The sequence below is a fragment of the Pedobacter polaris genome (genome assembly GCF_005116505.1).
Classification (GTDB): Bacteria; Bacteroidota; Bacteroidia; order Sphingobacteriales; family Sphingobacteriaceae; genus Pedobacter; species Pedobacter polaris.
In genome coordinates this window covers 386,384-407,522 of the sequence record NZ_SWBR01000005.1, presented here as the reverse complement: position 1 = coordinate 407,522, position 21,139 = coordinate 386,384, and the positions used below count along the sequence as shown (strand labels likewise).

15 protein-coding genes are annotated in these 21,139 nt (G+C 32.7%); 7 read left to right on the top strand and 8 right to left on the bottom strand.

Features of this window, described 5'->3' with window-relative positions:
• The first annotated feature begins 31 nt into the window (after positions 1-31).
• Together recN and FA048_RS18600 are read left to right on the top strand one after the other, a co-directional pair.
• A complete protein-coding gene (recN, locus tag FA048_RS18605) occupies positions 32-1,684 on the top strand; it encodes a DNA repair protein RecN (RefSeq protein ID WP_136843946.1) in 1,653 nt (550 codons plus the stop codon).
• 35 nt (positions 1,685-1,719) lie between these two features.
• A complete protein-coding gene (locus FA048_RS18600) occupies positions 1,720-2,463 on the top strand; it encodes an energy transducer TonB (RefSeq protein WP_136843944.1) in 744 nt (247 codons plus the stop codon).
• Between the two features lie 232 nt (positions 2,464-2,695).
• Here the strand turns inward: FA048_RS18600 and FA048_RS18595 are convergent, their stop codons facing one another.
• Positions 2,696-2,977 (bottom strand): LytR/AlgR family response regulator transcription factor, encoded by a 282-nt coding sequence (locus FA048_RS18595; RefSeq protein ID WP_136843942.1) that lies wholly within the window; start codon positions 2,975-2,977, stop codon positions 2,696-2,698.
• A gap of 118 nt (positions 2,978-3,095) precedes the next feature.
• Between FA048_RS18595 and FA048_RS18590 the strand changes: the two genes are divergently transcribed.
• The 4 genes from FA048_RS18590 to FA048_RS18575 all read left to right on the top strand — a co-directional run bounded on the left by FA048_RS18590 (position 3,096) and on the right by FA048_RS18575 (position 9,276).
• Positions 3,096-4,328, top strand: coding sequence for a carboxypeptidase-like regulatory domain-containing protein (locus FA048_RS18590; protein ID WP_136843940.1), 1,233 nt, complete (start codon positions 3,096-3,098; stop codon positions 4,326-4,328).
• A gap of 76 nt (positions 4,329-4,404) precedes the next feature.
• On the top strand, positions 4,405-5,652 hold the full coding sequence (locus FA048_RS18585; RefSeq protein WP_136843938.1) for a carboxypeptidase-like regulatory domain-containing protein: 1,248 nt from the start codon (positions 4,405-4,407) through the stop codon (positions 5,650-5,652).
• Positions 5,653-5,791: 139 nt separating this feature from the next.
• Entirely contained in the window at positions 5,792-8,143 is a 2,352-nt protein-coding gene (locus FA048_RS18580) for a TonB-dependent receptor domain-containing protein (RefSeq protein WP_169306907.1), read from the top strand.
• Positions 8,144-8,202: 59 nt separating this feature from the next.
• Positions 8,203-9,276: a PA0069 family radical SAM protein gene (locus FA048_RS18575; RefSeq protein WP_136843934.1), complete on the top strand. Its 1,074-nt coding sequence runs from the start codon at positions 8,203-8,205 to the stop codon at positions 9,274-9,276.
• A gap of 42 nt (positions 9,277-9,318) precedes the next feature.
• Here FA048_RS18575 and FA048_RS18570 read toward each other — a convergent pair whose 3' ends face one another.
• The 4 genes from FA048_RS18570 to FA048_RS18555 all read right to left on the bottom strand — a co-directional run bounded on the left by FA048_RS18570 (position 9,319) and on the right by FA048_RS18555 (position 16,112).
• Positions 9,319-10,902, bottom strand: a complete 1,584-nt coding sequence (locus FA048_RS18570; RefSeq protein WP_136843932.1) for a discoidin domain-containing protein — start codon at positions 10,900-10,902, stop codon at positions 9,319-9,321.
• A 77-nt stretch (positions 10,903-10,979) separates the two neighbouring features.
• Entirely contained in the window at positions 10,980-11,522 is a 543-nt protein-coding gene (locus FA048_RS18565; RefSeq protein WP_136843930.1) for a discoidin domain-containing protein, read from the bottom strand.
• A gap of 39 nt (positions 11,523-11,561) precedes the next feature.
• Entirely contained in the window at positions 11,562-13,049 is a 1,488-nt protein-coding gene (locus tag FA048_RS18560) for a RagB/SusD family nutrient uptake outer membrane protein (protein ID WP_136843927.1), read from the bottom strand.
• A 60-nt stretch (positions 13,050-13,109) separates the two neighbouring features.
• Positions 13,110-16,112 carry a SusC/RagA family TonB-linked outer membrane protein gene (locus FA048_RS18555; protein ID WP_136843924.1) on the bottom strand — a complete coding sequence of 1,001 codons (3,003 nt, stop codon included), beginning with the start codon at positions 16,110-16,112 and terminating at the stop codon, positions 13,110-13,112.
• Between the two features lie 460 nt (positions 16,113-16,572).
• Here FA048_RS18555 and FA048_RS18550 point away from each other — a divergent pair, with 460 nt between their 5' ends.
• On the top strand, positions 16,573-17,445 hold the full coding sequence (locus FA048_RS18550; protein WP_136843921.1) for an ATP-grasp domain-containing protein: 873 nt from the start codon (positions 16,573-16,575) through the stop codon (positions 17,443-17,445).
• Here FA048_RS18550 and FA048_RS18545 read toward each other — a convergent pair.
• The 3 genes from FA048_RS18545 to FA048_RS18535 all read right to left on the bottom strand — a co-directional run bounded on the left by FA048_RS18545 (position 17,428) and on the right by FA048_RS18535 (position 20,914).
• Entirely contained in the window at positions 17,428-17,808 is a 381-nt protein-coding gene (locus tag FA048_RS18545; protein ID WP_136843918.1) for a hypothetical protein, read from the bottom strand. The genes FA048_RS18550 and FA048_RS18545 overlap by 18 nt on opposite strands.
• 91 nt (positions 17,809-17,899) lie before the next feature.
• On the bottom strand, positions 17,900-18,259 hold the full coding sequence (locus FA048_RS18540) for a hypothetical protein (protein WP_136843916.1): 360 nt from the start codon (positions 18,257-18,259) through the stop codon (positions 17,900-17,902).
• A gap of 120 nt (positions 18,260-18,379) precedes the next feature.
• Positions 18,380-20,914 carry an ATP-dependent Clp protease ATP-binding subunit gene (locus tag FA048_RS18535; RefSeq protein WP_136843914.1) on the bottom strand — a complete coding sequence of 845 codons (2,535 nt, stop codon included), beginning with the start codon at positions 20,912-20,914 and terminating at the stop codon, positions 18,380-18,382.
• Positions 20,915-21,139: the final 225 nt, after the last annotated feature.

Here is a 21,139-nt window from a genome sequence, read left to right as displayed (position 1 = left end):
ATATGCTTTTATCTTAATTTAGCATCTCAATATGCTACAAAAACTTTCTATACGTAACTACGCTTTAATTGATACTCTTGACATTGAATTTGACAAGGGATTGAATATAATTACCGGTGAAACTGGTGCTGGTAAATCTATTATTTTAGGTGCGCTATCACTTATTCTTGGTCAGAGGGCAGAAAGTAAATACTTTTTTAACCAAGATAAAAAATGTGTGATTGAAGGTGTTTTTTTATTATCAGATGAAAAACTAAAATCTATTTTTGAAGTTAATGATTTAGATTTTTTTGAAGAAAGTATTTTGCGTAGGGAAATTTCTATGGATGGAAAATCAAGGGCGTTTATTAATGATACCCCTGTAAATCTTTCCATCTTGAAACAGGTTGGAGAGAAATTAATTGATATTCATTCTCAACATGCTACACAAGAAATAAACGATTTAGATTTTCAGTTATTAATTGTGGATTCATTAGCGAATCATCACCAGTTGTTATCAGTTTACCGTAGCGGATTTAAAAAATTAAAACAAGATTATCTGTTCTTAAAAGAATTGATAAGCAGAGCTGATGAAGCACGGAGCAAACAAGATTACGAACAATTTTTATTTAACGAATTAGAGCAAGCTGCACTAAAAGAAGGTGAGCAAGAAGAATTAGAGCAAGAATTAGAAAAACTAACTCACGCAGAAAGCATTAAAAGAAGTTTATTAACTGCCACTTCCTTACTTACGGAAAATGAAATTTCTGCTTCTAGTATTTTAAAGGAAGCCTCAATACAATTACAAAACATTGAAAAATTTGATCCGGAAATTAATGTACTATACGAGCGTTTACGATCAAGCATTATAGAAATTAAGGATATTGCAGATGAAACTTCTATAATTGAAAGCAAAACATTGCATAGTGCCGAAAGATTATTAATCATTCAGCAACGATTGGATGTTTTGTACACTTTACAACAAAAACATCGTGTAGCCAATAATTCAGAGTTATTAATTGTTCAACAAAAATTAGAAGATAATTTAAATCAACTTCTTTCTTCAGATGAGCAAATCGAAAGCTTGAAAAAAGAAATAGAATTGCTTAAAAACGAATTAACCAAACAAGCTCAAGAATTAAGTACAAATCGTAAAAAAGCAATTAAACTAGTTGAAATAGCAACTGGTAAAACTTTACAACAAGTTGGGATGACTAATGCCAAGTTGGTTTTTGCACATCTGTCATTGGCAGAATTAAATAAAGATGGCCTGGATGAAATTCAATTGTTGTTTTCGGCAAATGCCGGACAAGCTCCAGCCCCAGTAAATAAAGTAGCTTCTGGGGGCGAATTATCTAGGTTAATGTTAGCCATTAAATCACTATTGGCTAAACATACTTCATTACCTACCTTAATATTTGATGAGATTGACACTGGAATTTCTGGAGAAACTGCTTTAAAAGTGGGAAGTGTTATTGCTGATTTAGGGATTGATATGCAAATATTATCAATTACACACTTGCCACAAATTGCAGCTAAAGGCCACTCACATTATTTTGTATATAAAAACGAAGGCAATAACAAAACCACAACTGGCATTAAAAAACTTAACCCAAACGAAAGAGTTAATGCCATTGCAGAAATGTTGAGCGGTAAAAATCCGGGCGCCTCTGCTCTACAAAATGCAAAAGAGCTATTGGGGTAGTTGTGGAATCTTACTTCAGATTTCATCATCATTTTATGAAAAAAATCATACTCCTATTGCTTAATTTGGCGTTTTCATATTGCTCATTTGCACAAGAAAAAACAGTAAAAATAAAATTGGACACTATTAACGTTAGTGGGAAATTAATTGCTGGTGATGGAACCAAACTTTCGAATATATACATTGAAACAAAATCCCAGCATAATCAATACTTGCAATTAAAGGTTGGGGCAACAACCGATAGTTTAGGTAATTTCAAATTAGAGGGAATTAAACCAACTGACACTTTAACTTTTTTTGCTTTAAATAATGAACATACTTTTATCAATCATGGAAGTAGGTTATTAAATATTACTATTTGGCCAAGTATTAGTAAGTTTAAGAATGAAACTCCAGTTGTTTCTGCTAAAAGAATTGCACCAAAAAAGATTGCATCATTTAAATTAACATATTTATTTAATGTTGGATGTTGTGATTTAACTCTTAATCCCCAGTATCCAGGAGGAGATAAGAAGTTTGCAGCGTATATATATGAAAATTTAAAATACCCAACCGCAGCCATTAAAAATAATATTGAAGGCACAGTAACTGTAGAATTTACAATTACAAAAGGCGGTACATTAATATTTCCTAAAATTATAAATGGATTGGGCTATGGTTGTGATGAAGCTGTTTTAGACATTCTAAAACATACTAAAAAATGGCATCCTGGAATAAGAAATGGAAGACCAATAGTAATGAGCTATCAAACAGATGTTATTTTTAAATTGATTGATTAATAAATCTTAACGCCTACTACATCTCTTAGTTTACTTTTTTTTCCTGCCTTATTTTCAATTTGCAATTGATTGTAATAAGTACTTTAGTATCAGCAAAAGCTTGGTTAACAGCTGGTAAATTTTCTATTTAGCCACTTTAAAACTTTCGTTTGAAGGCATTGATTTCCTTCCGCCTTCATCAACCGCTACTACATAATAATAATTGGTTTTATTTTTCACAAAACCGGTATCCTTATAAGTATGGGAATGCAAATTCGGGATGGGATGTTATAAATACGTTAATGGTATCTAAGTTTGAAATTGATTTAACGAAATCAATGCCAGTAATTTCTGGCATATCTATATCTAAGAATAATACATCTGGTGGGTGAGAGCTGATAGCACTAATTGCTTCTATTGGATTGCAATAACTTCCTAAAACTTTAATATTTTGAGAAGAAGATAGTTCGGCCTCAACAGCCATCCTATCCAAATCATCGTCATCAACTATGATGCAAGTGAGCGTATCTTTCATAAAGTGCAGATAAATAGATATAAAACATACGCAAAAAAAATAATTTCTAATTACAATCCAAATGGTAGAGATTGCAAATTTTATTTTATACACCTAATTATTTAGTTAAATTTACACTATGGCAAACAGATTTACATTCTTGTTCATTTTATTTTTTTGTTACTGTGGACATACTTTTGCCCAAACATTTTCCATTACCGGAACAGTTGGTGATAAAGTTGGTGCGCTTCCAGGAGCCGCAATATATGTTAGTGGTTATAAAATTGCAACGGTATCAGACAACAACGGGCATTTTATCCTTTCGAAACTTGCACCTGGAAATTATGATATTTTAGTACAAATGATTGGTTACCTACCCTACTCTAAAAATATTATAATTTCAGATAAATCTATCCATATTGATGTTATACTTACTGAGAATGCTACTCTGCTAAAAGAAGTAGTTATTAAACCAGATCCAAATAGGGCTTATTATCTTGCCTTGTTCAAAGATTTTTTCATCGGCAAAACTCCTAATTCTAAAGAGTGTAAAATACTAAACACAGAAGTGTTGATTATGGACGATGATAAAACCGAAAGTATATTAACTGCTAAAGCAACTGACTTTATAATCATAGAAAATAAAGCACTGGGCTATAAAATCAAGTACTTATTAAAATACTTCGAATATAACTATAAGTTAAAAATGATATTCTATGCAGGACACCCTTCTTTTGAGGAAATGAAGGGGAACAATGCAAAGCAAAAAAGATGGTTAAAAAACAGAGAAATGGCATACAAAGGTTCTATTCAACATTTCTTTAAGGCGTTATATAACAATACTGTTGTTGAAGAAGGTTTTATAATTAATAAAATGACTAAAATACCTAATAATAATAGGCCACCAGATAGTATCATTAACGCAAATATAAAAAGATTAATTTCTGGGCAGAATGGCTTAACAAATGTCCTTACCTTTAATGGGAACGATTCGCTGTCTTATTGGTTAAAAAAGCGCAAAGAGCCTGTAGAATTTAATGCTTTAAGCAGAAAGGACGTATTAGTAGACACTTTAGTGAAAAAGGTTAATACAAATCTTAAAATGATAAAATATTTAGATGAGCTCTATATCGGCTATAAGAATGAAAAGGAAACTCCAGCTTTTAATTTTAGTGGGCTTAAACAAAATCGCCCTCCTGAATTAACAGACTATCAAATTTCTATTGTTTCTCTATTGCAGCCATCAGTAAGTTTTTATGCCAATGGTGGTGTTGCAGACCCGAGAAGTTTATTGTATAGAGGATATTGGAGTTATGAGAAAGTTGCAGATATGGTACCCATGGATTATATGGCAATTATTGGCAAAAAGTAGAAGCGCTAAATGTTAAAAAAGTTAAATAAAATCAGATTATTGAATTTTAGTTTCTTGATTTACTACATTAGTAGCCATGTTTAGAGCGCTCTTACTCTCTTTAATTCTATTGTTTTCGGGCATTCAAACTTACGCTCAAAGTACATTTTCAATAAGTGGTATTGTTAGAGATCAAAAAGAGACCTTACCTGGTGCAGCAATTTATGTAAGTGGTTATAAAATTGCTACTCAAACAGATAATAATGGTAAATTCATTTTAGCTAATTTAAAACCGGGTAATTATGATATTTTGGTTCAAATGGTTGGCTACTTACCTTTCTCTCGCAACATCATAATCTCAGACAAATCTATACAAGTAGATTTTTTATTGAAAGACAATCCTGTCATGTTAAACGAAGTTGTGATTAGGGTTGATCCTAATCGCCAAAAATACATCAATCAGTTTAAGAATTATTTTATTGGCAAATCTCCAAATGCTAAATTATGCAAAATACTTAATCCTAATGTGCTGAGGGTAGATTTTGATGTTACAAAAAGTTTATTAACAGTTAAAACAGATGAATTTTTAATTGTAGAAAATAAAGCACTTGGTTACAGGATAAAATATATGTTAGATTATTTCGAATATAATAGTCGTACAAACATTATCTACTATTCAGGCAAACCATTTTTCGAAGAATTAAAAGCTTCAAATGCTAAAAAGAAGAAATATATTGAGCTTAGAGAAATTGCTTATTATGGTTCTGCACAGCACTTTTTTAAATCGCTTTATAGAGGCAAAAGTAAAGAAGAAGGTTTTATAATCAATAAAATTATCCAAATCCCAAATCCAAATCGAGCACCAGATAGTGTTATTAATAAAAATATATTCGCATTAAAACATCCTCCTGAAAAAGCTGGCATTAGAAAAAATGCTGGCAAAATTGATACTTCTTTAATGGCCTATTGGATGAAGCAACTAGAATTACCAAAAACTATTGACAAATTTATCAACGCTGAAGTTCTTCCAGACACCTTAGTTAATTACTACAACAGAGACCTTAAATATTTGAATTATACCAATGCATTATGTGTAATGTATACCAAAGAAAGGGAATCAACTGAATATACCAATTTTGGGTTTTGGGTTTTTAGACCTTTATATATTCCCGATTATCAATTATCTATAGCCAAACTAACAGATGGTGCTATTCGATTTTATGAAAATGGGGGGATTTTAGATGCAAGATCTTTATTATATGAAGGTTTTTGGGCGTATGAGAAAGTAGCCGATATGGTACCAATGGATTATATTCCTTTAGTTAAACGACCGGCATTACCTTAGTTACACCATTGTAGTTAATTTTTAATTTTAAATTGCATTTTAGTAATTGATAAATATGTTAATTTAGATGTGCATCTCTAAAACAACCTTACTCATCCTATCTTGTTTTTTAATAAATTTCAAGGTATTGGCACAAACTGTGTCTTTTAAAATTAAAGGCCGGGTTTTAAATGAATCTTATCAAGTTTTATCTGCTGCTTCAATTTCACTATTTAACTTAGAAAATAAAGAATTAATAAAATCGATTTCTAAATCTAATGGAGAGTTTGAAATAATATATAATATCAAAGGAACATATAGCTTAATTGTTAAACATACAGGCTATCAAGACTATAAATCTGCTATATTCGAACTTAGTGATAAAGATTTCGGGATTATCTCTTTAACGTCAAACGCACAAACCCTAAATGAGGTTGTTGTTCAATCTAAACAGAATTTAATCGAGGTAGATGCAAATAGTATTATTTATAATGTTTCAAAAAGCATAACCGCACAAGGGGGAAATGCACTTGATGCATTAAAAAATGCTCCTGGAATTTTTATCGACAATAATAATTCTATCTCTTTAAATGGAAAACAAGGTGCAATGATTCTTTTAGATGGGAAACAAACCTATCTTTCTAGTAAAGAAATAGTTGACTTATTAAGGTCTATGCCGGCTTCAGGTATTAAATCTATCGAAATCATCAATAGTCCAACTGCTAAATATGATGCAGCTGGCTCTTCAGGCATTATCAACATTAAAACATTAAAATCGCAAGTTAAAGGCTTTAACGGAACGGCAACAGCTGGTCTTTCTTATGGCGTTTACCTTAGACAAAATCAAGATTTATCGTTCAATTATAGAAATGACAAAGTAAATGTCTATGGAAGTTATAATCATTTTTTTGGCAATTATTCTTATTTATATGGGTCTGATAGGATACAAAATGGTAAAACTTATGACAGCTTTACTGATGATGTAGACAAGAGAAAAAAAATGGGAGCTCGTTTAGGTGCTGATTATAACATCAATGAAAAACATACTGTAGGCATCTTAGTAAATGGAAACTTCATTTTTGGTGGCGGAATTACAGATACTGAAACAGATATTGGTTTACCAAATTCATCAAATATTGATCAAACATTAAAAGCGATTAACGATTATTACCATCAGAATACTGAACGTTATAATGTAAATCTAAATTACAAGTATGAAGATACGTTAGGTAAAATCATTAATATAGATGCAGATTATGGATATTATGAAAAGGGAGCTGGTAATTTCCAATCAAATATTTATTCAACCCAAAATAACATTATAAAAGAAAATTATTATAGAACTTTAAACGGAGCAAAAATTTATTTAAAAGCATTTAAGGTTGATTATACCACAAATTTTTGGAAAGGGAAGTTGGAAACAGGAATAAAATACTCCGCTATTCAAACCAATAATAATTCAAAATTCTATCAAGTATTTAATACAATCGAAGTATTTGATGAGCGTAGGTCTAACACTTTTAAATTTGATGAAAATATTGCCAGTGCTTATGTTAATTACAAAAAGCCACTGGGCAAATGGGTTTTGCAAGCTGGTTTACGTGTAGAAAATTCTGCGTCAGAAGGTGAGTTAGCTTTTAAAATTAAAGGCATAGATTCTCTAGAGAATATTAAAAGAAATTATACAAATCTTTTCCCTTCTTTTAGCGCGTCAGTTAAACCATCAGCTAATCATAATTTTTCCTTTGGATACTCAAGGAGGATTGATAGACCAGCCTACAATGATTTAAATCCATTTGTTTACTTATTAGATGAACTTTCTTTTTGGCAAGGAAATCCATTTTTAAAACCTCAATTAAGTCATCGTTTTTCACTTCAATATGCATACAAAAGCAACACGATCATTAGCTTAAACTTTGCCCATACCAATCAGTACAGTGCAAATATTACCGATACTACTTCAACATCAAGTATTGTAATGATACCGAGGAATCTAGGAACGCAGCAAAATATATCTCTTTCATTAACGCAACAGTATTCACCAACCAAATGGTGGGATATTACCCTTAACGGCACTGTTTATCATATTCAAAATAAAATTGCTTTTGATCAGTACAGGAATTTAAATTTAAAACAGTTAGCAGGAAGGTTAAATATTCAACAAAAATTTAAAATGCCATATCAAATTACTGGAGAAGTTTTAGGCTTTTTAAATTCAAAAAGACTACTAGGTGCTAATCAAATCATGACGCCGACAAGTCAAATAGACTTAGGTTTACAAAGAAATTTTTTAAAGAATACTGCAACATTACGCTTAGCATTTACCGACATTTACAAAGGCAGTAAAGCTAATTCTACACAAAATTTTGACGGTTTTTATTTAAAAAACTCCAGCTATTTTGAGTCTAGGCAAATCAGACTTAATTTCACTTATAAATTTGCTGAAAATAAAGCTAAGGGGCCAAGGACTAGGAATTCTGCCTTAGAAAACGAAAACGGCAGAATTAAATAGTAAACATATTGTTGAAAAAAGGCTGATTAAAATTACTAATATTTTTAGTAATTTTAATCATGGAAAAAGTAGCTGAAAATCAAGATGATTACAAATATGGACGAGGTGCTCAGTTTAACACATCCAACAAATTTCTAAAGAATTCTTTAGCTAAAGAACATGCAGAAGGAATTGATGATTGGGAGGAAACCAATGAAAAAACGAGTTATATCATTGGCAATTCTAAGTCAATAGCTAATAAAGTTGACAGTCCCGATGTTGGCATGTGGTATTCTTTGAATCCCTACCAAGGTTGTGAACATGGCTGTATTTATTGTTATGCTCGTAATTCTCATGAATATTGGGGTTTTAGTGCAGGTTTAGATTTCGAAAGAAAAATTATCGTTAAAAAAGATGCACCAGAACTTTTTAAGAAATTTTTATCTAAAAAAAACTGGGATGCCACTCCTATTTCTTTATCCGGAAACACTGATTGTTATCAACCAGCTGAGCGAAAATTTAAGCTAACCAGACAGCTCTTAGAAATTGCCTTAGCTTATAAACAGCCGATCGGGATGATTACTAAAAACTCATTAATTTTAAGAGATATTGATATTTTACAAGAAATGGCAAAGGATAATTTAGTAATGGTTTATGTTTCAATAACTAGCTTAGATGAAAAACTTCGTCAAAAAATGGAGCCCCGAACCACAACAGCTAAACAACGTTTAAAAATTATTGAAGATTTAAGTAAAGCGGGATTACCAACTGGAGCTATGGCTGCACCTATGATACCAGGGTTAAATGACTACGAAATGCCTGCGATTTTAAAAGCTGTGGCAAATAATGGGGCTAAGTCTGCAGGTTATACTGTTGTTCGCCTAAACGGTGTCATCAATAAAATATTTGAAGATTGGCTAAGGAAAAATTTCCCAGATAGATTTGATAAAGTTTGGCATCAAATACAAGCATGTCATAATGGGAATGTAAATGACAGTAGATTTGGAACACGAATGCATGGAGAGGGAAATTTCGCTGAGATGATTAGAGATACTTTCAAATTACACTGCAAACTGAATGGTTTAAATTTAGAACGTATCGAACTTAATAGGAGTTTATTTAAAGTTCCACAAGCACAAATAAGTTTGTTTTAAGCGCTCGTCCTTGGGATAGACGAGCGACTTACAAAAACTAACTTAAAAAGCTCCAATCTCAGCAAGAGCTGCAAAATTGCTTCCATCATAGGCAGATTTAGCAATTATTTTAATGTATCGAAGTGATTGTTTATTAGGCAACTTAAAATATTGAATAGAAGTACTATTTGCCAATTCAAAATTTCCTGCAGAAACAAAATCAATACCATTCGAACTTGTTAAATATTCGAAACTTTTCACCGATCTAGAAAGAGTATTTCTTTGGGAAAGTGAAATCCCTTCAACCAATTTAACATTACCCATATCAATTGTAATTTGATGAGGATAGGTAGCCGCTGTGCCTGACCACCTAGAATGCCAATACGTACTTAAATCATTATCAATTAATTTAGAAGCCTTACCATTTATTGTTCCTTCACCTGAGGTTTCTTCAGAGCTTACTTCACTAATAGACCATCCTTGTTTATTAATTTCAGTTCGTGTACTAAAATCTAGCACAGGGATATCATTTTCAAACTTATAGAGGTAACTAAATGTAGACACTGTTCCATTCTCATTAACCAGTCCTATTCTAAGTTCATAAGGTGTATTACCCTTATATTGTAAATCTGACAATAAGAAACTAGTACTAAAGCCATTTGTTCCTACAGGTTTAGATTCATAACTAACTGCGTTATAATCCTTATTTGCGCCCATCCCTTCACTGTTAACATTTGGATCATTATAGTATATAATGTTCTTTACCGTAGCGCTTGAAATAAATTCACCAGAAATCACAATTGCAGATTTAGTTGCATCATAACTCGCATTAATTGTTTTTATACTTGCGGTAACACTTCCATAATAAGTTTTAGTATCCTTATTAAAAATCTCATTTGAATTTAATATAGCACAATCTGTTGCTGTCAAAAATGTTTTAGAAACACTTAATGTATAATTACCCGCACCCATTAAAGCTGTGCCTAAACTTGGAGTTTCAGAAACTTTTGCACAGTTATGGGGCAGATTTAGTCCATGGCCTAATTCATGCATCATGCCTCCGTACCATTTAGTAAATTTACTAGTACCAATATACTTTAGTTCTAGTCCTTCATAATCCATTGCATAACACCATTTTCCAATACCATAAAATGGTCCATCAATTGGAGAGCCATCAGCATTGTAACCATATGGAGGTAATAATATTAAGGTGTGTTGACCATTTTGATCACTAGGATTTGCAGCAAAATAAGCGTTTATTTCAGCAACTATTGCTGCAGAACCACCTTCTCTAGGATATTGGCTTTTTAACTTGGTTCCTCTAATGGTTATAATCTTTACCCTGTTTTTATTATTCGTAAGCAAACCGAAAGTTTTACCGGGATAACCATTACGGGTCATTTCATCATGGTAAAACTTCTGACCCATCAATAAAAGCTCACTCACTCTTTTTTCGTAATTGGCAATGGTATCTAAATCACTAGGCACAAAATAAACAACGTTTAAATTATATTTTTGGTCACTAGTAAAATTACTCGTTGCTGTGGGTGCTGGAGTAATAGATGTCGGCTCAGCCTTTGGTGTATCCTCTCGCTTTTTACAAGACAATAAAAAAAGAATACCGATTAAGAATAAAATGTTTTTCATAGGTTTTATTAAATCTTCTCTAAGGCATTAATTCTGATCTAGTAATAGATCTTACTAGATCAGAATGGGAAACAAAATTATTTTACGCCAAAAACATCAATCTCACCTAAAAAAGTATGGTTAGTACCTGCCTTTTGCGGTTCTAAAGCTGTTAATTTTAAATAGCGATAAGCTTTATCTGATGAAACCGGAAAGTTTTGTGAATCATTAGAAATTGCGAAGTTAAATTCGCCCAAACTACTAAATGTTGTACCATCATTACTACCTTCAAGTTTAAACTTCTTCATACCAACAGAATTGGGTGTAGCTGCATACCTATTTGTTATACCCACAGATATCATTTTATTTTCCTTTTTCATATCTATCAATACCCAGTGTGGGTATGGAGTTACAACTGCGTAGTTGGTATGCCAGTAGGTTTTAGAATCATTGTCTATTAATTTCTCTGCTGTTCCATTTGGTGCCTCATCAGCAGAAAAGCTAGAGGCAGTAATAGTCCATCCTATTTTGGAAATACCAATTGCAGTAGACTTATCTTCAAAAATCACTGAATCGGCTTTGTCACAAGCAGAAGCAAACATTAAGGATATTGCAACTACTAAATATTTAATTTTTTTCATGTTCGTTTATTTTCATTTACCAATTAAAAAGTCCGATTATTATGGGTTCTGGATAAGCTTATTATTTTTATCCACTTCGTTTTGGGGAATAAAAGCAATAATTTTACTATCACCAGGTTGTACAATCTGATTTGTTGAAGTACCAGTACCAGGATAGTTTCTAATTAATGGTCTATTATTTCTAAATAAATCATAAGCACGGTGCCCTTCAAATGAGAGTTCAAACCAACGTTCTTCTAAAACAGCATCTAGTACCGATTTACCACTTGTGGCTAATCCAGCCAAAGTGAGTATAGGAATGCCAGCTCTTGTGCGTATTTTATTTACATCGTCTAAAGCTAATTGCTCTTTCCCTGAGATTTTTGCATTAGCTTCTGCCTTATTCAAATACATTTCAGCTAAGCGTAAGTATACCGGTGAACTTAAATTTACAATGCCTTCTTGTAAGGAGTATTTATTGATATAATACATTGGTGCATTTGGTGTAATCTTATTATTCAATTTTACAACACCGTTCTCGGTTAATGGACTAATAAATTTCAACCTTAAATCTTGCGGATTTACATTTAAAGCATCGTATAATTTTTTAGATGCATAAATTTCTCCCCAACCACTGGCAGCTTGATTCAGTGCATTACCACTTGCATCTCCACTAAAATACATGGAACCAATAGCACTAAAGCCCCTATCTTCTGTTTTGATATGTCTAATACAGAAAATTGTTTCTTTGTTACCATCAGGTGCTCCTCTAAAATAAGTTGGATACTCACCAGAAGATAATAAATTATAACGTCCCGAATTAATTACTTTATCAGCATACTCTATTGACTCTGCATTTTTTTCCATATACAAATAAACACGGGATAATAATGCATAAGCAACTTCTTTAGAAGCAAATGAATTAGATTTTGGTTGATTCATTAACGTACTGGCTTTTAATAAATCAGCAACAATAAAATCATAAACCGTATTAACATTGCTTCTAGCCAGTGTCAATTTTTCATCATCTGTTAAACCTTCTTTTAATATGGGCACGCCAAGGTTTACTGTAGGATTTTGTGAGTACGGCCTTGCAAATATGCGCACCAAATTAAAATGTAACATCGCTCTGATGTATAAATTCTCCCCTTTTAATTGTCTGAGAGGTAAACTTGCGTTGTCATCAATTGCTTCAATTACCCTATTCGCTGCACTTATAGATTTATAAGCACTAGACCAAAAATTTGCCGCGTGACTTGAGGTTTTGATTGGTGTATATTTATAAATATTGCTTAAATCATCAGATGAATTCTGACCTTGGGCAACTTCATCTGTAGGATATTCGGTAAAGAAATAACCGCTTCGTACATAAGCTTCAGCCTTAAACAACGCATAGGTTCCAATGGTAGCTGTTTCAATATCAGCTTCGCTTGTTAAAGCAGAATTTTCATCAATTGCGGTTGATGGATTGAAAGTTTTTTTACAGGCTGTATTACCTGTAATTAGTAAACTAACTACAGCCACAGCTATTAAATATTTTATTTTCATAACAATATGTTTAGAATTTAATTAATGTCCTAAATAATGAGAGCCATTTATAGGTTTGATTTATAGTGATACATTTAAGCCAAACAATAATTTTCTACTAATTGGATATTTAATATATGATTCACCAGTTCTCAATTCAACTTCAGGATCTGTTCCACTAAATTTGGTAAGTGTCCAAATATTATCTCCACTAATAAAAATTCTTGCTTTATTAATTTTGGCCTTAGTTAACCATGATGTTGGCAAATTGTACCCTAACGTTACATTTCGTAAACGGATATAGCTTCCATCTTCTAAAAACCTGGTAGAAAGTGCGTTTGCATTATCTGCTCTACCATGAACAGGCTTAGGATGTGTTACAAGATCACCAGGTTTCTCCCATCTATTCCAGCCACTGGCCAATTGCATTTGGTTATAGCTTTCATATAAACCATCGCTATCAAATAGGAAACGACTTTCGTTATAAACATAATTGCCATAAACAAAGTTGAAGAATGTAGAAAGACTAAAGTTTTTATATTCGAAATTGTTACTTAAACCACCAGTAAATTTAGGCGCTGAGCTTTTTCCGGTATATACTCTACTAGCCGCATTATAGTTGCTAGTATAACTTAGAAACTCTTTTCCATCTGCATCCTTTACTCTATTCTCCCACAATGGGGCTCCATTATCTGGATTCACACCAGACCAAACTGGCATAAACCACTCATCCATGTCATGCCCAACAGCAATAGGTTGTCTGGCTCCATTACTTACTTCATTACGTCCTTGATTTACTTCTAATACTTTATTTCTGTTAAAAGCCATATTAAAATTGGTCTCCCATTTAAAAGCCTTAACAAAATTCTTTGTTGTTAAATTAAATTCGACACCTCTGTTTCTAACATTACCAACATTTTCATAAACCCCATTATAACCAGTAGTTGCAGGCAATGGGCGAAAGAATAACAATGAGGCTGCTTGTTTATGGTAAGCATCTATGCTTAACTCAATTCTTTTAAACAAAGTGATGTCTAAACCAATATTTGCTGCTTTAGATTTTTCCCAAGTTAAATCTGGATTTGCCTTTTGACTTGGGGCCGCACCCGGCAAACCTGCATAGCTAGCACCCGAAGAAATAGAATATAAACCCAATGCGGCGTAATAACCAATGCCATAAGCATTACCAGTTGTACCATAGCTTGCCCTAAGTTTTAAAGAGGTTACTGGTTTTACATTCTTAAAGAAAGCTTCGTTACTTATTATCCATGAAGCACCAAGTTGATAAAAATTCCCACTTGGATTATTGCTGCCAAATCTGGACGAATATTCTGTAACATAAGAAGCTACAGCAAAGTATCTATTGTCGTAATTATAATCTGCTTGCCCTAAATATTTGCTAAATTGATAAGTGTCATTTCCACTTGTTGGATTAGTGACAATATCTGTAGCAGTACTGAATGCATCTCTACCGGCAGGAAGATTTTTAACATTGGCTCCAAGTGACTCTGCATATCCATACTCTATCTCACCAACTGCTAAAACTGCTAAATTATGTTTACCAAATGTATTACTATACCTTAAACGATTTGAAGTTAAAAACGTATTCGTATAAGATGTTGAGGCAGATGCTGAACCATTATTAGTAGCTCCATCTTTAGATCTCTTATCACTAAAGCTATCGCTACGGTAATTAACTAACTTACCTCTATTGTAGGTAGAAAAAGTAAGATTTTTTATAATTTTATAGTCTAAATTAATATCCGCACTTACATTTAAGCTCTTGGCTTTTGATGTATTATATTGCAGCGTGTGCATAAAGTTATCCCTATCTCTGCCATACCATGTACCGTACCTAGAATCAACTGGTGTTAAATCTCCATTAAACGCAGGATCAAATGGTAAATTCACATAAGCATCATATAGAGCACCACTTGCGTTATAATTATCTTTTGTAAATATTCCGTTTAATAAAACAGATAAGTTGAATTTTTCAGACAGTTTTTGACTGATATTCGTTCTAAAATTATACCCTGTTTTATCATTATTAATTAATGTTCCTTCTTCTTTATAATAATTACCAGAAACATAGAACTTAGTGTTTTCACTTCCTCCAGACGCAGATGCTGTATGACTATTTACCATTCCTGTCCGAAATGCTAAATTCCACCAGTCTGTATCATTATTTAAGCGCTCAGGTGTTAATCCAGTATAAAATTTGCTTTGGTAGTCATATAATTGAGCGGTATTCATCAATTTAAAATTGCCTGTTGAAGCTTCACTATAACCCATTGAAGAATTAAAATCTACTTTTGTAACACCAGCTTTACCCGTCTTCGTTGTTACAATAATTACACCATTGGCCGCTCTAGAACCATATAGTCCAGTAGCTGCAGCATCTTTTAAAATAGTAATTGTTTCTACATCCGTAGGATTATAATTGCCTCCAATGTTACCATCTACCACAATTAAAGGATCTGTACTTGCATTTATACTACCAGCTCCCCTTATTATTATATTTGAGCCACTTGTAGGAGAGCCCGACGCAGTAGATACCACTACACCAGGAGCCTTGCCTTGTAAAAGGCTACTTAATTCATTTGATGTAACGTCTCTTAATTTTTCACCAGTTACTACAGAAACAGAACCAGAAATCTCACTCTGCTTTTTTGTAGAGTAACCTACTACTAAAACTGTCCCTAACTCAGTTGACATTTCTTCTAGGTTTACATCAATACTAGTATCATTTTCGATCCTTATTTCCTGACTTTTGAAACCTGTAAAAGAAAATACAAGAATAGATCCTACTTCAGCATCTATTATATATTTTCCATTGTTATCTGTTAAAACACCAACTTTGGTATTTTTTACACTAATAGATACACCTGGTATAGGCAAACCAGCTTTATCTTTTACTGTACCTGTAATTCTTGTTAATTGTACTATATTATCTTCAGTTAGCTTTTCATTTAGTACTGAAATAACATTTAAATTTTCCGTTGTGCTTTTCGTTGTAAATGCATAACCGTTGTTAAAGGATAATACAACGACACCACCTAATAATAGTAATGGTTTTATCTTCATTTGATTTAGTTTAGGTTAAATATTTTGGTTAGTATCTTCTTTTTAGTCAGTTTTTTCTTACATAGGCAATTTCTTATTGGTGATATATTTATTATTTCTCGCTATTAGATTAATAGGTTTCAATAAGCATATTCTGATATTAAAACTTAATAACTGATTACCAAGCTAAATACTTTGAAGTCGCCTAGGATAAACAAACACAGCGCAAACGTTTGATTTACAATTTGGGCATAGAATTTACTTTCAACTTATTTTAATCCTAAAGGATAGTTTTAGTTAAACTGTAGAAATGATGAAGGGGAATAGTGTTAATTTGCCAAACTTCGAATTATAACAAGATTTTTACATGCGGATTTAAGTATTTTTCTCCCGTTATTTGAGCAAATTTTAATTTATAACACAAACGTTTGCACTAAATTTCTAAACCTTATTAATTTAATTTTAGACAAATATTAACACCATGAAAATTGCCCTTATAACCTTTCAAGATAAAGGTGCTTACCATATTATTAACGTACAAAATGAAGATGATAAACTCATCAATTTTTTAAAATCAAAAGGTTTAAACATCATAAAAGAAATTTGGAATAACGATCAAGTTAAATGGGAAGATTACGATTTGGCAATCATTAAGTCTCCTTGGGACTATTTTGACTTAATTGAGGATTTTTATGCTTGGGTATCGAAGCTAGAACAAAAAAATGTGAGGCTCCTGAATCCTATTGATATTGTAAAATGGAATGCTGACAAGCATTACTTAAAAGATATTGAGAAAGCAGGTTTAAAAGTAACTCCTAGTATTTTTTTTACAAAAAAAGATGAAATTAACCTGCAGGATTACTTCTCAAGATTTCAAACAGATAAATTTATTGTCAAACCTGTTGTAAGTGGTGGTTCAAAAAATACTTTCAAAGTTACCGCAGCAAACGTTGATGAAATAAATGAAAAACTTAGGTCTTTAATTCAAGCTGAAGATTTTATCGTTCAACCATTTTTAACAGAAATTGAAGAAAATGGCGAGTGGTCGTTTTTATTTTTTGGAGGAAAATTTAGCCATGCCCTATTGAAAAAAGCAAAGTCTGGAGATTTTAGAGTTCAAGCAACATTTGGTGGAACAGTACATCCTATACAACCATCAAAAGATTTATTGGAAAGCGCACAACAATATGTCGATCAATTTGCAAAAGATTGTCTTTATGCTCGTGTAGATGGTGCAATTGTAAATAATAAATTTATGTTAATGGAACTGGAACTAATTGAGCCATTTTTATTTTTAGACACTGAGCCAAAAAGTTTAGAGAATTACTACCAGGCTTTAGAGAAATTTATGTAGCAGGATTAGTTTTAGTTGGGAGACATTTTTTACTTCGGTCTTCTTTTTAGACAAGAAAAAATAACCCATACTAGCTAATAAAATTATCATTACCCAACTATAATTGTCAATAGGACAGGTAAAAACACCTACTTGACCTTTAAATGCCGCACCAGAAAAACCACTTACAGTACAAGTATTAGCGGTTTGAACATATTGGCAACCAGGAGTTGCATCTGTAAATGTGGTTGACCTATAATTGGTACCAGACTGCAATGAGGTATAAATGCGTGTCTTAAGCGCACTACGAATGCAACCAGTTTGTGCATTAACAAAAGTCGAAACCACAAAAATCAACAGAAACGTAGCTGAAAATTTTAACATAGAGTAGTTATTCAAATATTTAAGAGTTTTAATTTATTAAATATACTATATTAAATGATTAAGCAATAATAAAATGGTTATTCATTACTTTTTAAAGTCCAGATGATGAATAATGAAATATCATAGGTTTTTTACGAAGAGCGAAATAGCCTAAACCTCCAAAAGAAATCATTAATAACCAAATATAATCGTCGATAGGACATGCTACTAAAGTTGTATCGCCCAAAGTTCCAGCGCCAACACCTGTTATTGTACAAGGACTTGAACCAACATATAAACAGCCACTATTTGCTGTAGAAAAAGGGCTTGATTTATAGATTGTGCTACTTGGTCCACCATCTCTTTTTGTATAAATTCTTGTCTTATTAGCATTAGGAACACATCCTGTTGCTGCTTTGCTCTGAATTGATGTAAATATGAAGAATAGAAAGAACGCAATAAATTTTAACATTGTAATTGGATAATAATTATCAATAAAGGTATAATAATTATTCCAATTAAGAATATTCACATATAAAAAATGCCCTCCATATTCATGAAAGGCATTTTTTATTTAAAGAAAACACGTTAATTATGCTCCCTCTTCTTTTTTCTTTTTCTTACCGTTGCTTTTATTTACAACTGTAATTTCTTCTTTTTCTTTATCATAATCAATTTCTAAAGTGTCTCCATCGTGAATTTCTCCTTTTAAGATTTCCTCAGCAATTGGATCTTCTAAATATTTCTGAATAGCACGTTTTAAAGGACGTGCACCAAAGGCACTATCAAAACCTTTATCAGCAATAAATTCTTTAGCAGTATCAGTCAGTTTAACTTCGTAACCTAAGTTATGAACACGACCGAATAATGATTTCAATTCAATATCGATAATTTTAAAGATTTCATCTTTGCCTAAGCTGTTAAACACAACTACATCATCAACTCTGTTTAAAAACTCAGGCGCAAAAGCACGTTTTAACGCGTTCTCAATTACACCACGACTGTGGGCATCACTTTGATTAACTTTAGCTGAGGTAGAGAAACCTACACCTGCGCCGAAATCTTTCAATTGGCGTGCACCAATGTTAGATGTCATGATAATAATTGTATTTCTAAAATCTACTTTTCTACCCAAACTATCTGTCAATTGACCTTCATCCAATACTTGCAACAAGATATTAAATACGTCAGGGTGTGCTTTTTCAATCTCATCTAATAAGATAACAGCATAAGGTTTTCTTCTAACTTTTTCAGTTAATTGTCCTCCTTCTTCATAACCCACATATCCCGGAGGCGCACCTACTAAACGAGATACAGCGAATTTCTCCATGTACTCACTCATGTCAATTTGAATAAGTGAATCATCGCTATCAAACATAAAACGAGCTAGTTCTTTGGCCAATTCAGTTTTACCAACACCGGTTGGGCCTAGGAAAATAAATGAGCCAATTGGTTTTTTAGGATCTTTTAATCCAGCTCTAGTACGTTGAATTGCTTTGGTTAATTTCTTGATCGCATCATCCTGTCCAATAATTTTTTCGGCAACTTTATCGTACATATTTAATAGTTTAGTACTATCAGCTTGTCCAACACGTTGTAACGGAATGCCTGTCATCATTGAAACAACTTCAGCTACGTTATCTTCTGAAACTTCATAACGTTTTGTTTTGGTTTCAGATTCCCATTCTGCTTTTGCACGATCCAACTCCTCTAACAGGTTTTTCTCAGTATCACGCAGTTTAGCTGCTTCTTCGTACTTCTGACTTTTAACTACTTTATTTTTTTCAATTTTAATATCCTCTATTTTACTTTCAATAGCAATGATATTTTCTGGAACATGAATATTAGTTAAATGCACCCTTGAACCTGCTTCATCTAAAGCATCAATTGCTTTATCTGGCAAGAAACGATCGGTAATGTATCTGGCGGTTAAAGTTACGCAAGCTTTAATGGCTTCATCTGTATAGGTAACACCGTGATGTTCTTCGTATTTATCTTTAATACGAGTTAAAATCTCAATGGTTTCATCAGGTGTAGCAGGCTCAATCATTACCTTTTGGAAACGACGGTCTAAAGCACCATCTTTTTCAATGTACTGACGATATTCATCTAAAGTTGTAGCACCTATACATTGTATTTCGCCCCTGGCCAATGCAGGTTTAAACATATTCGATGCATCTAAAGAACCAGATGCGCCGCCTGCACCAACAATAGTGTGAATCTCATCAATAAATAAAATTACATCCGTAGATTTCTCTAACTCGTTCATTACCGCTTTCATACGTTCTTCGAACTGGCCACGGTATTTTGTACCAGCAACTAATGAAGCTAAATCTAACGTAACAACACGTTTATTAAATAAAACCCTCGAAACTTTACGTTGCACAATTCTCAAAGCCAAACCTTCTGCAATGGCAGATTTACCAACACCAGGCTCACCAATTAAAATTGGATTGTTTTTCTTTCTACGTGATAGGATTTGTGAAACACGTTCAATCTCTTTCTCGCGGCCAACAATTGGATCTAGCTTACCCTCTTCTGCAGCGCGTGTTAAGTCACGACCAAAGTTATCTAATACAGGAGTTTTAGATTTAATGTCTGAAACTTTCTTAGGTGTAGTAAAGCTTTCTTCTTCTTGGTAATCATCATCACCGCCGGCAGTACCACCACCTTGGGCCTCATCTCTAAAACCGTTTTTATTCACCTCTACTTCTTGTTTAAAGATTTCGTAAGTAACGCTGTATTGCAATAAAATTTGTGATGCAATATTATCATCATCTCTTAAAATTGACAACAATAAGTGCTCAGTTCCGATTAAATCGCTTTTAAATATTTTTGCTTCTAAATAAGTGATTTTTAATACCTTTTCGGCCTGTTTGGTCAAAGGGATATTACCCAAATTAACGGTTACACTCGAAGTACCGCGAACGGCTTCTTCTATAGAACGGCGAAGTTTTGAAGTATCAACTCCTAATGATTTTAAAATCTTAATGGCCATACCATCACCTTCGCGAATAAGGCCCAACAGCAAATGCTCTGCGCCTATATAATCGTGTCCTAATCTCAGGGCTTCTTCCCTGCTAAAAGAAATCACGTCTTTTACTTGTGGAGAAAATTTAGCTTCCATAATATGTGTGTAAACCAGATGACTCTAAACTATAAATTTGTTTTATAAATACGGTCTCTGATTTTTTATAATTTATCAACAATTACGCCATTTTGGTGGATAAGGTTGTTGTTTGCTTCACTAATTAACAAAAAATAACATTAGTAAAAAAGAACTTCCTATTTTCATTACTTACGTAAACAAATAGAAAATAGGTTTTTAGCTTTCTAATAATCTAATTTACGC